Genomic DNA, 13,750 nt, shown 5'->3' with positions numbered 1-13,750 from the left:
CTATATTGACGCCTATGCCCCGAAAATTTTCTGCATATCTGTTGGCCATCGCTGCAGCTATTTCCGTCTCTTCAGCCGTCAGTATGGCGGCATCACGCCCCGCCTGCGCCGATACGTTGAGTGTCGACACCGTTCTGGCCCGTGAGGCCGATGCTTTTTTGCGCTCGTTGCCCGAGGGACTTCAGAAACGTCAGGAAGAGGCCGTCAGACGTGCCATGGCAGGCGATGATGCTGCGCTCGAGGCTGTCAGAGCGTCGCGCAATGCGCCGCCGATGATCCCCGCCGATGTAGTTGCCACCGATATTTCGGAAATCTACCGCCTTTATCGACCCGCGTCATCCGGCAGTGCCCGGCTTCCGGTGCTGATCTATCTGCATGGCGGCGGCTGGTGTTTCGGCAGCATCAACAGTTGCGCGCGGTTTTGTGCCGAGCTGTCGCGCCGGGCTGGTGTGGCCGTGCTGGCTGTTGATTATCCGCTCGCGCCGCGCTATCCATTTCCTCACGCGCTCGATGCCTCGCTTGAGGCAGTAGGCTTCGCTTTGGCCAATGCCGGGACCTATGGGTTCGACACCGGGCGCATATCGCTTGGCGGCGACAGTGCCGGCGGCAACCTCGCTCTGTCGGCGGCTCTCGCCATAGTTTCCGGACGGTCGGCAGGCGGCGCACGGCTCCCGGCCGATGCGCTGCGCTCTCTCGTTCTGTTCTATCCGGTCGTAAAGGCGTGGAGCGATGGCTCTGAGTCTTGGAAGGCCTACGGATCGGGCTACGGACTCGACAGTCAGATTATGGAAGCTTTCAACGAGGCATACGCCGGAGAAGCCGACGCGCGCGATCCGCTCCTGTCGCCCTTCTGTGCGGCCTCCGAAACGCTTGTGCAGCTCCCGCCGGTGATGATGGTCAGCGCCGGCCGCGACATACTCCGCGATCAGGCTGTCGACATGGCCTCTCGGCTTCGGGAGGCGGGCGTGGAGGTCTGCCACAGCATCCTGCCCTCCGCCGTACATCTGTTCATCACCGTTCCCGGCCAGCCGCGCGCCTTTGAGATGGCAGTGGACGCCACATCCACTTTCCTTACTGAAAAATAGTGACGCGTGGCGGTAGACTGTCGGCCGGCGTCAGTCGTTCTGGTTCTTGGTAGTGATCAGATATGCCATCTTCACGCTATGGCGGCGGGTGATCCGACGCATGTTGTCCATCCCTGCGCCGCTATAGACCGATACTCGGATAGATTTGCGTGAGTTGAGGAGGAAGCGATGCGGGCATCGTGACCGATGAAACCTGACGAAAATCGCCCGAAAAGACCTTTGAGGGGATAGAAAGAAGTCCATGTCTATTTCTTTGTGTTAAAATCAAACATACTATAGGACAATCTCTTGATTATTTTTATTTCGTAGGGATGATAGTTTGATGATTTTAACTAAATTTGTGCTATGCCTGATTTTCCGGCTGCCGTTGAATCATGAATTATCGGTTAACTGATTTCAATAAGTGACTCGCAGCGAGAGTCACAGGTTGCTGACGAGTTTAATAATTTCAACTATTTTTTTAAGAGTTACTTGTAAGACAATGATTCGGTAAAAATTACCGAAGTAGTTGAAACTTAAGTTAATATATCGAATTGTCAAATACAAATGAATCGCCAAAGCGTTCATTATAAAAACATTAAACAATATGAACGTATTGGCGATTCTCAAAGACTTCACCTTTCGGTGTAAGTCGGTATTTGAAAATACTACAACCAAAATGAGCAAAAGGTTCCTCAACTGGCTGATTTTAACAATACGCACTGTAGCGTTGATTCCGGGCAAAGTCAATTTTACCCGGCTGTCGCGCTATGGCGGTCGTACTGCCAAGACCTTTGCCTCCAATTTCAAGACACCCGTAGACTGGATGAAAGTCAACATAGGTATGGCGCAGGATTGTTTTGGACCGTCCGATGACATGGCAGTGGCAATCGATCCGTCGTTCATTTCAAAGTCAGGCAGCCTTACATATGGCATAGGCCGATTCTGGTCAGGGGTGGCACAACGTGTAAAACGCGGTCTGGAGATAATGGCGATCGGGGCAATAAGTCTGAGTAAACATACATGTGTGATGCTCGGTGCTGTCCAGTCCCCGGACTTCAGGACTCTTGAATCTGAGAAACAAATGTCAATGCTTGACTGGTATGTGGCACTTGTCAGGTCAAAGGCGGCAGAGCTGCTCTCACTGACGGATATTCTGGTTGCCGATGCCTTTTTCTCCAAATATGAGTTTGTAAATGAAGTGATTGGCATGGGATTCCGGTTTGTCGGGAGATTACGTGCCAATTCATATCTCAGGTATCTGGCCATACCGGATTCCTCCGCCCCGCGAAGACGCGGCAGAAAGAAAAAGTATGGAGAGAAAGTGGATTTCTCCAACCTTGATATGTCCGTGTTCACTTCATTCATATATGAGGATTCCAAAGGAAACAAAACCCGATGTCACACGGCGGTCGTACATTCGAGGGCATTGAAACGCGACATCCGTATCGTGGTCTGTCCGGTTGAAAACGCAGACCCTCTTCTTTACTTCTCTACCGACACCAATATGAGACCTGAAAAGATCATCGGTTTCTACCGCACCCGCTTTCAGATTGAGTTCGGCATACGCGATGCCAAACAGTTTACAGGACTCCAGTCGCAACAGACACGCGACAAAGACCGGCTTGACTTCGCATTCAATCTTTCCTTCACTGCGCTCAATGTCTGCAAGGAGGTCATAAGGAAAGATTATCCGGATCTTTCGGTAGCGCAGTTCAAACGGCTTATGTTTGAATCTTATCTCGCCTCAACAATTATTTCGACTTGCGGAAAATCTCCGCATCTCAAAATAATTCAGAAAATAAATCATCGGTTGGCTCAGTTAGCGGCTTAGCCAAGACTGAACAACCTCAAATTTTACCGAATCATTGTGTAAGATGAAACAACTTCTTTTTACTGCTGCTGCGGCGATCATGGCTATAGGCTCGACTGTGTCGTGTAGCCAGAAAAAGGCTGAGGCTCCCGAGAAATGGAATCTCGTCTGGGAGGAAACCTTCGACGGTGAGAGCCTCGATACAAATGTATGGGTGCGCATACCGCGCGGCGAATCCGACTGGAACAACTACATGACAACCGAGGACACGGTTTACTCCATGCGCGACGGCAATCTGGTGCTGCACGGCATCAGGAACTATGAGGGATCGGCCGATACGGCCGCATATCTTACCGGTGGAGTATATACCAAGGGAAAGAAATCGTTCGGCAATGGCAGAATCGAAATTTGCGCGAAGCTTGGCCACTGCCAGGGCTCATGGCCTGCAATATGGATGCTTCCCGATCCCGCATATCCCAACAGCCAGTGGCCTAAGGGAGGCGAAATCGACATAATGGAACGCCTCAGCGCCGACACTTTCGCATATCAGACCGTTCATTCATATTACACTCTCGAGCTTAAGAAGGACAACGAGCCGCCTCATTACAGCACCGGCACGATCAAACCTGACGACTACAATGTGTATGCCGTGGAAATGTATGACGATTCACTCAGTTTCTTCATCAATGACACCCACACATTCACATATCCCCGCATAAAGACTGAACTTGAGGGTCAGTTCCCTTTCCCCGAGGCTCCCTACTACCTGCTGATCGACATGCAGCTCGGTGGCAATTGGGTAGGTGCGGTCGACCCCGCTGGTCTTCCTATCGAGATGCTTGTCGACTGGGTTCGATTCTATGAACTCAACGAACCGGAAAAGAGATAATCCCGCCTTTGCCTGAAAGGCAATGATATCCCATAATGACGAAGCAGTGTCGTGATTTTGCGACGCAGCTTCGTCTTATTGTGTCATCATGATCCATCCGGGTCATAACCCGGGCATTCGGATTAGTGCCATCTTGATCATTCTGACTTCCTGATTTCTCTCCTCTCTCTCTTCTCTATGTCCGTATATAAAACAAAGCGATGTGCCAAAATTCATAATTTCGACACATCGCCATTATATGGTTGTTTATCGCGCGGATCAGTTGCCGTTGGCCGCGGAGTCGTCGGTCTCGGGAGCTTTGTCGATCAGATCGAGGAACTGGTCGAGCTTGGGAGTCACGATGATCTCCGTGCGGCGGTTACGCTGGCGGCCAAGGTCGGTATCGTTGTCGGCGATGGGGTTGTACTCGCCGCGTCCGGCAGCCGAGAGGCGCGCGGGATTGACACCGAAGTCGTTCTGAAGCACCTGTACGATCGACGAGGCGCGCAGAGCCGAGAGATCCCAGTTGTTGCGGATATTCGTGCGGCTGATGGGCACATTGTCGGTGTTGCCCTCTACGAGCACGTCGTAGTCGCCGTAGTCCTTGATGATCTTGGCTATCTTCGACAGGGTCTGCATGGCGCGGCTGTTCACCTCATAGCTGCCCGACTTGAAGAGCATGTTGTCGGCCAGTGAGATATACACCACTCCCTTGAGCACCTTCACGTCCACCTCCTTGAGCTCTTCGCGCGAGAGCGAACGGGTCAGATTGTTGGTCAGCACCATGTTGAGCGAATCGCTCTTCGACTTGGCCTGCACGAGTTGCTTGATATACTGGTTGGATGCGTTGATCTCGTCCACGAGCTTGGATATGTTGATCGATCCCTGCTGGTTCTGCAGCAGGCTCTGGTTGAGCGAACCCTGCATCTGCTCGTAGTTGCGCTTCAGATCCGCATTGTTGCGGCGGGCCTCTTCGAGCAGAGTTTCCAGACTGCGCGCGTTGGCGCGGCTCTCGGCCAGGGCCACCTGCGATGCGTTGTAGTCTTTCGACAGCTCGTCGTAGCGGTTCTGCAGTGCCGTGTACTTCTTGTTCGATGTGCAGCCGCCGACCATTACTGCCACTGCGGTGCCAAGAGTTATAGCCTTGAATATGTTCATGATGGTTGAGTGTTGATGGTTGCTTGATTATTATAACGTGCGGGTATTGTATTATGTTTTGGATATGACATGCTGATACCGTCTGCCGCTCACTTCACCTCCCATGTCTCGCCGGCCATGATCATGGAGCGCAGCGAGTCGAAGCCATGGGCGGCCTTGACCTCCTCCACCTGACGGTCGAGTTCCTCGTTGTAGACCGGAGCCTCCACGTCGCGTATCACGCCGATGGCCAGCGGCAGGTCGGTGCCGTCCATCATCGCCAGCTGCTGGTGCAGGAAGTTGCTCTGGCAGCGGGCGTCGTGTGTGAGCACGTCGTCTATCGTATAGCCGTCGGTGCCAAGCTCCACAGCCTTCAGCAGGAAGCCGTCGCGCACTATTCCGCGCTCGTTGTTCTTGCCGAATAGCATCTTCTGGCCATCCACCAAGTGTATGGTGCGCTCGGCGCGGTGCTCGCGGTCAGTGATGAAGTTGTGTATGCCGTTGTTGTATATCACACAGTTCTGAAGTATCTCCACCACGCTTGTGCCTTTGTGGCGTGCGGCGGCGGTGAGCACCTCCTGCGAGATCTGCAGCTCCACGTCGATGCTGCGTGCGAAGAAGTTGCCGCGTGCGCCAAACACCAGCTCCGCAGGGATGAACGGATCCTCCGTCGTGCCGTAGGGCGAGGTCTTCGACACGAAGCCGCGTGCGCTCGTGGGCGAATACTGTCCCTTGGTGAGGCCGTAGATCTTGTTGTTGAGCAGCAGCATGTTGATGTCTATGTTGCGGCGCACGGCGTGGATGAAGTGGTTGCCGCCTATGGCGAGGCCGTCGCCGTCGCCCGAGATCTGCCATACGGTCATCTCCGGATTGGCCACCTTGAAGCCGGTGGCTATGGCGGCGGCGCGTCCGTGGATCGTGTGGAAGCCATAGGTGTTCATGTAGTAGGGGAGTCGCGACGAGCATCCGATGCCCGAGATGACGGCCGTCATGTGAGGAGCGACGCCTATGGTGGCCATGGCCTTGTGGAGCGAGTTGAGTATGGCGTGGTCGCCGCATCCCGGACACCAGCGCACCGGCTGGTCGCTCTTGTAGTCAGCGGGATTGTATGCAGTGTTGTCCATTGCTTCTGTCTTGATTTGGGTTACTTAACGGTTCTCGTCCATGATGGCCTTCACCTTCTCGGCCACTTCGCTGACCATGAATGGCTGGCCCTGGACTTTGTTGATGCGGCTGATGTTCACGTCGGGGAACTTCGACTGCAGGTAGTCGGCAAACTGCCCGGTGTTGAGCTCGGCCACGATCACGCGGCGGTAGCGGCGCAGCACCTCGCCGGTGTTGGCCGGCAGGGGATTGATGTAGCGGAAGTGGGCGAAGTCTATCGCGGCGCCCTCCTTGGCAAGATCCGAGGCGGCGGTGCGCAGATGGCCGTAGGTCCCTCCCCAGCCCACAAGCAGGGTGTCGGCGCCCGGCTGGCCGATGACTTCGAGAGCCGGTATGTCGTCGGCTATGCGGGCTATCTTCTCGCGGCGGGTGTAGACCATCCGCTCGTGGTTGGCCGGATCGGTCGAGATAGCTCCGGTATTATAGTCTTTCTCAAGGCCGCCGATGCGGTGGGTGAGCCCTTCGGTGCCCGGTATGGCCCAGTAGCGCACCTTGCTGGCTTCGTCGCGGTTGTAGGGCTTCCAGCCGCTTTCGGCAGCCGCTTCGGGCGATATGTAGCGGGGATTGATGGCCGGATATTCGTCGGCGTCGGGTATCCGCCACGCCGACGAGCCGTTGCCTATGAAGGCATCGGTCAGCAATATCACCGGTGTCATGTGCTCTATGGCTATGCGGCAGGCCTCGAATGCCATGGTGAAGCAGTCGGTGGGAGTGGCCGGAGCCACTACAGCCACGGGGCTTTCGCCGTTGCGGCCATAAAGAGCCTGCATGAGGTCGGTCTGTTCGGTCTTGGTCGGAAGGCCGGTGGAGGGGCCGCCGCGCTGCACGTCGATCACCACCAGCGGCAGCTCGGCTATCATCGCCAGGCCTATGCCTTCGCTCTTTAGTGCCAGACCCGGACCCGAGGTCGACGTCACGGCCAGATTGCCCGCGAAGGCGGCGCCTATCGCAGAGCACACCCCGGCTATCTCGTCCTCCATCTGCAGAGCCTTTACGCCCAGATCCCTGCGCTTGGCAAGCTCCTGGAGTATGTCGGTCGCGGGGGTTATGGGATAGCTGCCCAGAAAGAGGGGGTGTCCGCTCTTTTCCGAAGCCATGATCAGACCCCAGGCTGTGGCTGTGTTGCCGTTGATGTCGGTATAGACGCCCTTGCGTGCGGGCTCCGACTCTATGCGGTAGGTCGAGACGGTGGCGTGGATGTTTGAGCCGTAGTCATATCCGGCATGGATCACCTTCTCGTTGGCTTCGAATATAGCCGGTTTCTTCGCGAATTTCTTCTGAAGGAAATGCACGGCGGCAGGCAGCGGACGGTCAAACAGCCAGCATACGAGGCCCAGACAGAATATATTGCGGCATTTCAGCACGCTCTTGTTGTCGAGGGCGCTGTCGGCCAGGGCTGCCTTGGTGAGGGTGGTCACCGGCACCTCCAGCACCTGGGCGCGGATGCCCAGCTCGCCGAACGGGTCGGTAGTGGTGAATTTGGCCTTGTCAAGATCAGCCTGCTTGAAAGAGTCTATGTCGACTATGATCACTCCGCCATCCTTCACGTAGCGGCAGTTCTGTTTGAGAGCGGCGGGATTCATCGCCACCAGCACATCGCACTGGTCGCCGGGGGTGTGCACACCCGTGCCCACACTCACCTGAAATCCCGATACGCCGCCGAGCGAACCCTGCGGAGCGCGTATTTCCGCCGGATAGTCGGGGAAGGTCGATACCTGGTTGCCGATGCCGGCCGACACGTTGGTGAAGATATTGCCAACGAGCTGCATGCCGTCGCCCGAATCGCCCGAGAAGCGGACCACCACCTTGTCCATGGCCCGCACTTTTGTCTCTTCTGTCATGATGCTTTTGCTTGCAATTGCACTGTGATTGATTGTTCTTTGTTTCATGGTGCGCAGGCTATTTGCCCGGCGCGCCGCAAAGTTAAGTAAAAATTGTTGAATAAAATACCTAAAGTTCATTCACTTTCGCCCACCGGCGCAAAGTCTGTGCAGACTGCATCTCCGTGTGTTTGTAAGGATGATAAAATTAGACGATGCCACTGACCGCGTTTTCGCGATTTATATGTAACTTTGCAGCATCAAGCATGCCGCACGACGGCTGCAGACTGCATGTTTCCTGTAACACACTGCCCACGACCCGATATGAGCGAACGACTGACCGACCTATGGAGCTGGACCCGACGCTACGTCAATCTCCCCTTCGTGCTGATGACGGGAGTGCTCGTCTACGTGCTCTTCTTCAACGATAATTCGATTCTCGACAATTACCGTTACCAGAAGGAAATCGACCGGCTGCAGGCCGAGATCGCCGCCAACTACGACACACTGCGATATTACGAGGCGCTCAACGAAAGGCTGCGCACAGATCCCGAAACGATGGAACGTATCGTCAGGGAGCAATACCACATGCAGCGTCCCAATGAAGACATATTCCTTGTAGAATGAACAATACATTATCTCAGCGCCCCTGGGCGCAATGGATCGCCGTGGCCGGACTGCTCCTCGTGTTCGCGGCCACCGCTATGCCGCTGTTGAAGATATCCCAGGAGCTCTACCGGTGGATATACGCGGCCGGAGCCGTAATGGCTATAGCCGGACGCGCCTGCGCCAAATCACCGTCGCCCGATCTGAGGGTGCGCCGCCTCGTCCGTCTCGAGCTGTGGGCCGCCATCATGTTCGGAGTCGGAGCTTTCTTTATGTTTTGGTATCCGAGGCAGACCGACTGGATGGCCTTTACACTCGCCGGAGGCGCCATTGAGGTCTACGCCTCGCTGATGCTCCCAAGAGCCGCAAGGCAGGCTTCGGGTAAGGGTAAAAAGAGTTAAAAGCCCACGGCACGCACAGACACTGCCCACATAAAGAGGCATAATTCAGTGGAATTTGTTAATTTTGCGGCGAAATGTCACTCAACCTCACCATAGATCAGGGCAACTCGGCCGCCAAGGTGGCCCTGTGGGACGGCGACCGGCTTATCGATCAGATCGTGGAGCCGACAATCACCTGCGCACATATCAAGCGATTCCTGTCGCCCTACGGACGTCCGGCCAACGCCATGTTCTGCTCCGTATCGGCCAAGGAAAGCCGCATGACCGATATTATAGCGAAATATGCCGACAATGTCAGCCGCCTGACCAACTCCACGCCGCTGCCCATAGCCATCGACTACCGCACGCCGTGCACACTCGGCACCGACCGCATCGCGGCCGCCGTAGGAGCCTGGGCGTCATTTGCCGGGAGGCCGTTGCTGGTGGTCGACGCGGGAACGGCGGTCACATACGACGCCGTCACAGCCGACGGACATTTCATCGGCGGAAACATCGCCCCCGGAATGCGTATGAGGCTCGACGCGCTCCATCGATATACGGCACGCCTGCCTCAGGTCGAGGTGCCGCGCAATATCGACTACGACACTTTCCTCGGCTTCGACACGCCATCGGCCATGATACTCGGAGCAGTCTATGGCATCGTAGGGGCGTTGTCCTATTACAGGGCGAATCTGCCCGAAGGCACACACACCGTGCTCACCGGCGGATGGGCCGGAGAAATCAGCAAACTGATCGATTTCGAAGCGACAGTCGACCCCGAGCTCGTCAGTCGCGGACTCAACAGAATAATCACATACAATGAACATAAATAGCAGACTCGTAGCCGCGATCGCAGCGGCTTCAATAGCGTGCGCGACTCTTTGCGCGCAGACTACCAGCCCCTACTCACGATTCGGATTCGGCACCCTCAGCGACAACGCCACATCGGCCCAGCGCCAGATGGGAGGAGTAGGCTATGCCCTCGGATCAGGACGATCCATCAACGTGATGAATCCGGCGTCATATTCGCGTATCGACTCGCTCACATTCCTCTTCGACATGGGTGTGGACTTCACCATATTCAACCGCACGCAGGGCGACACCCGCTTCAGCGACAACGGAGGCGGACTCGAATATGTCACCATGCAGTTTCCCATAAGCAAGCGCATTGGAGCAAGCTTCGGACTCCTTCCCTTCTCATCGGTGGGATATGCGTTCGGCTCAGAAATCAACAATGGATCCTACACCCAGCAGGGATCGGGAGGCATCAACCAGCTCTACGTCGGGGCCGCCTACAATATCGTCAACGGACTCTCGGCCGGCTTCAACTTCTCCTACCTCTTCGGCACCAACAACAACGAGGTCTATATCAACCCCGACGGAGGATACTCTGCCCTGTTCCGTCAGGAACTGCAGGTGCGCGACTTCCGCGTGCAGTTCGGACTGCAATATGAGCAGAAGATCGCAGCCGACCGATATATCGGAGTCGGTCTGGTGTTCGCGCCCGGCAAGGATCTCCTCGGCAGCGGCAGGGTGATCAAATACGATGTGTCGAGCAACGAAAAGCCCGACACGCTTCAGGATATTAGCCTGCGCCGCAATTTCTCCCTCCCGACCACATGGGGCGTCGGCATAAACTATCGCCACTCAGGCAAGTTGCTCGTGGAGGCCGACTTCACTTATCAGCCCTGGACCAAGGCCAGGTTCGCCGAGATGTCCGACTTCCCCACCACCGTCTATGCCGACCGATGGAAAGTGGCTCTCGGAACACAGTTCCGTCCGCGTGAACGCGGATCCTACTTCCAGGCCATGACCTATCGCCTCGGAGCGTTCTACAACCGCGACTATATCACCATCGGCGGCAACCATGTCCACGACTACGGACTCGCCTGCGGCTTCGGATTCCCCACCTACTCCACCAAGAGCATCATCAACCTCGGCTTTGAATACCGCCGGCGTCAGGCTCATCCGGTGGCTATGGTCAAGGAAAACTATTTCAGCATCACTCTCGGCATCAACTTCAACGAGATGTGGTTCCACAAGCGCAAGATCGACTGATGCCGAGGGCGTCGATGAGGATATTGCCGTTTGTGGCCGGAGCGGCCGTAGCTGTCTGCTCATGGCCCATGACCGCTTGCGGAGGCGACGACCACCGTGAGTACACGGCCAACGTCGACCCCGAACAGGTGGCCACCATGACCACCACCGACGTCAGCACCCTGATATCCGACTCCGGCATCACGCGCTATCGCGTAGTCACGCCTCTGTGGCTCGTTTACGACGAGGCTCGGGAGAGCCGCTGGCGCTTCCCCTCAGGGCTGCACCTGGAGCGGTTCGACGATTTCTTCAACCGCGAGGCCACCGTCGACTGCGACTCGGCCACATATTTCAAGGTCAAACAGCTCTGGCGGCTCGACGGGCATGTGAGAGTCACCAACATGGCCTCCGACCGGTTCCTCACCTCGCAGCTTTTCTGGGATCAGCGGCGCGGCAAGGTCTATTCCGATTCGTTTATACGCATTGAGCGCTCCGACCGGATAATGGAAGGTTATGGATTCGAGTCCAACAATTCGATGACCGACTTCCGGGTGCGCAATGTGTCGGCGATCCTCCCCGTGCAGCAGTTCACGCCCGGTGATCCGTCCCCGGCCGCTTCCGATTCGGTTTCATCCACGGCGTCGGTTGCGACCGACTCGGCCACGGTGCGCTATCGCCCATCCGACCGCAAGCGCAAAGAGCCTGAAGCGGCATCCGCCCGACCGGCTCCGGCAAAGGCAGTGGCTGTGCCCGACACTGCACGACGACCCCATAAACCTGTTCCGCAACGACTGCATAAAATCAAGATCAACGACCAACAATGACACCTGTAGCCTGGCTTGTACTCACCCTCGTTTCACTGATGTTCTCGGCACTCTTCTCCGGCACCGAGATAGCCTACATCACCTCCGACCGTGTCAGAGTCGAACTCGACGTGAAGAAGGGAGGAATGCTCAGCCGCATTCTCGGACGCTTCTATGCCGATCCCGACTTCTTCATATCCACAATCCTCGTAGGCAACAACATCATGCTCGTCATCTATGGCATGGGTGCGGCGTTCTTTATCGAAAAATGCTGGCTGGAGCACTATCATCTCAATCAGGCCATAGTGCTCATACTCTCCACCCTCATCTCCACAGGCGTGATACTCATTACCGGCGAATTCTTCCCCAAGACCATCTTCCGCATCAATCCCAACATATCGCTCCGTGTGTTCGCTCTGCCGATCTACCTCTTCTACCTGCTGCTTTGGCCGGTGTCGGCATTCACGTCGTGGCTCTCGCGTGCGCTCATGAAGCTATGCGGATTCAAGAGCGACTCCCCGCGCATGGGCATGCTGTCGGTCGGTGATCTCAATTCATATCTCGACCGCACTATCGACGAGGTCAACCCGCAGAAGGCTCCGGTCGAAAACGAAGTGAAGATATTCCACAACGCTCTCGACTTCTCGACAACCCATATACGCGACTGTATGCAGCCGCGCAACGAGATCGTCGCTGTTAATCTGGCCACCACTACGCGCGACGAGCTGAGCAGACTGTTCACATCGTCGGGACGAAGCAAGATCGTGGTCTACGACGAAGATATCGACAACGTCAAGGGATATATCCACGTCAGCGAGCTGTTCAAGCCCGACAACGACTGGCGCACGGCCATCAAGCCTATGGTGTTCGCCCCGGAAACACTGCTTGCCAAGAAGCTCATGCAGCGGCTGCTGTCCGAAAAACGCTCCATGGCGGTGGTGGTCGACGAGTTCGGAGGCACCGCCGGACTCGTCACGCTCGAGGATCTTGTGGAGGAGATATTCGGCGACATACAGGACGAGCACGACACATCGCGCACCATGGCGCGCGAGATAGAGCCGGGAGTCTACGAGTGCAGCGGCCGCATTGAGATCGAGACACTGCGCGAAACCTATCATGTCGACATCCCCGAGGACGATGACTACCAGACACTCGCCGGCTACATACTCCACAACGTCGGAGCTATCCCATCACAGGGCGAGCAGATAGAGATCGACGGCAAACTGTTCACCATAGTGCGCCGCACCGCCACTCGTCTCGAACTCATCCGCATCGCCCCCGCCACCTCCGCTCCGGTTCCATCCGCCTGACCCCTCATTTTCCCACTTCCTCTGACTTCTTCCCTCCCCGTTGAGGTGGTCGTAGACCACCGACCTTTGTAAACCCCGCCATGACGTCCGCAGGACGGCTTGGTGGGAGTGTAGTATCGTACTCTCGCGGATCTTCGTAGATGAGCCGCAGGGACAGTCCACTCATCAATTCCTCATCTCGGTATCGGCTCATATACGAAGAAGCAGACATTCTCGCCTATTATTGACCACCTCTTTCTCCCCGTAGGATGAGTTGACACCCTCGCTCTCCGATTATTCTGATCACTCCGATTCCCCTCTTCCCACCGGCTGGCGCTGACGCCCTCGCGCGCCATCTCCCTATCTCCCCCTCCTCCTCCCTGCTTTCACGGTCGTCCCTCCTCATGCGCTGACACCCTCGCTCTCTCTTCTCCCTCCTCCCTCCCGACCGGATGGCGTTGACACCCTCGGAGCCCCGGAGGGGGCGGGCAGACAGAATCCCCGGTTCGGAGCGTCACGCCAATCCCGCCACGCGTTAGCGGGGTCGGGGAGCGCGTGCCGCGTAGACCGGGGTAGCCGGAGCCGCCCCACACTCGGCTGAGCTGCGGAGCTTGCGAGATCAGCCGCCCGCGCCAGCCTAGGCCAATAGCGTAGCCACCTCCTATCCCCCCCCTGAAAATAAAGCGGCGCGTCAGCTTTTTAGCCGGCGCGCCGCCTCTATGAAGTTGATATTATTCTTCGTCGATTCTGAACTCCTCATCGTCGAGAT

Annotated in this window: 12 protein-coding genes; 9 read left to right on the top strand and 3 right to left on the bottom strand. The window is 56.4% G+C overall.

Going from position 1 to position 13,750, the window contains the following annotated elements:
* The first annotated feature begins 83 nt into the window (after window positions 1-83).
* The 3 genes from NF347_RS11445 (at window position 84) to NF347_RS11435 (ending at window position 3,766) form a co-directional block, all read left to right on the top strand.
* Window positions 84-1,085 carry an alpha/beta hydrolase gene (locus tag NF347_RS11445; protein WP_161553885.1) on the top strand — a complete coding sequence of 334 codons (1,002 nt, stop codon included), beginning with the start codon at window positions 84-86 and terminating at the stop codon, window positions 1,083-1,085.
* 658 nt (window positions 1,086-1,743) lie between these two features.
* Complete coding sequence (locus tag NF347_RS11440; protein WP_107681985.1) at window positions 1,744-2,898, top strand: transposase; 1,155 nt, start codon at window positions 1,744-1,746, stop codon at window positions 2,896-2,898.
* Between the two features lie 43 nt (window positions 2,899-2,941).
* On the top strand, window positions 2,942-3,766 hold the full coding sequence (locus NF347_RS11435) for a glycoside hydrolase family 16 protein (protein ID WP_170067075.1): 825 nt from the start codon (window positions 2,942-2,944) through the stop codon (window positions 3,764-3,766).
* Between the two features lie 258 nt (window positions 3,767-4,024).
* Here NF347_RS11435 and NF347_RS11430 read toward each other — a convergent pair whose 3' ends face one another.
* The 3 genes from NF347_RS11430 to NF347_RS11420 form a co-directional block, all read right to left on the bottom strand.
* Window positions 4,025-4,903, bottom strand: coding sequence for an OmpA/MotB family protein (locus tag NF347_RS11430; protein ID WP_107034935.1), 879 nt, complete (start codon window positions 4,901-4,903; stop codon window positions 4,025-4,027).
* A gap of 89 nt (window positions 4,904-4,992) precedes the next feature.
* Entirely contained in the window at window positions 4,993-6,006 is a 1,014-nt protein-coding gene (locus NF347_RS11425; RefSeq protein WP_107034936.1) for a 2-oxoacid:ferredoxin oxidoreductase subunit beta, read from the bottom strand.
* Between the two features lie 24 nt (window positions 6,007-6,030).
* Window positions 6,031-7,887, bottom strand: coding sequence for a 2-oxoacid:acceptor oxidoreductase subunit alpha (locus NF347_RS11420; RefSeq protein ID WP_107035067.1), 1,857 nt, complete (start codon window positions 7,885-7,887; stop codon window positions 6,031-6,033).
* Window positions 7,888-8,190: 303 nt separating this feature from the next.
* On the opposite strand from NF347_RS11420, the gene NF347_RS11415 reads away from it, so the two are divergent.
* From NF347_RS11415 to NF347_RS11390, 6 genes are all read left to right on the top strand, one after another.
* Window positions 8,191-8,493 (top strand): FtsB family cell division protein, encoded by a 303-nt coding sequence (locus NF347_RS11415; RefSeq protein WP_161553874.1) that lies wholly within the window; start codon window positions 8,191-8,193, stop codon window positions 8,491-8,493.
* Entirely contained in the window at window positions 8,490-8,873 is a 384-nt protein-coding gene (locus NF347_RS11410; protein WP_107034938.1) for a hypothetical protein, read from the top strand. The genes NF347_RS11415 and NF347_RS11410 overlap by 4 nt, the downstream gene beginning before the upstream one ends.
* Before the next feature lie 74 nt (window positions 8,874-8,947).
* Window positions 8,948-9,685 (top strand): type III pantothenate kinase, encoded by a 738-nt coding sequence (locus NF347_RS11405; protein ID WP_107034939.1) that lies wholly within the window; start codon window positions 8,948-8,950, stop codon window positions 9,683-9,685.
* Window positions 9,672-10,910 carry a hypothetical protein gene (locus NF347_RS11400; RefSeq protein ID WP_107034940.1) on the top strand — a complete coding sequence of 413 codons (1,239 nt, stop codon included), beginning with the start codon at window positions 9,672-9,674 and terminating at the stop codon, window positions 10,908-10,910. Before NF347_RS11405 ends, NF347_RS11400 begins: the two co-directional genes overlap by 14 nt.
* Entirely contained in the window at window positions 10,910-11,713 is an 804-nt protein-coding gene (gene lptC / locus NF347_RS11395) for an LPS export ABC transporter periplasmic protein LptC (RefSeq protein WP_107034941.1), read from the top strand. The genes NF347_RS11400 and lptC overlap by 1 nt, the downstream gene beginning before the upstream one ends.
* Window positions 11,710-13,002, top strand: a complete 1,293-nt coding sequence (locus tag NF347_RS11390) for a hemolysin family protein (RefSeq protein ID WP_107034942.1) — start codon at window positions 11,710-11,712, stop codon at window positions 13,000-13,002. The genes lptC and NF347_RS11390 overlap by 4 nt, the downstream gene beginning before the upstream one ends.
* Window positions 13,003-13,750 lie beyond the last annotated feature (748 nt).

This window comes from Paramuribaculum intestinale (assembly GCF_030759015.1).
In the GTDB taxonomy this organism is placed as follows: Bacteria; Bacteroidota; Bacteroidia; order Bacteroidales; family Muribaculaceae; genus Paramuribaculum; species Paramuribaculum intestinale.
The sequence above is the reverse complement of the archived record's forward strand: the minus strand, read 5'-3'. Positions and strand labels throughout refer to the sequence as shown.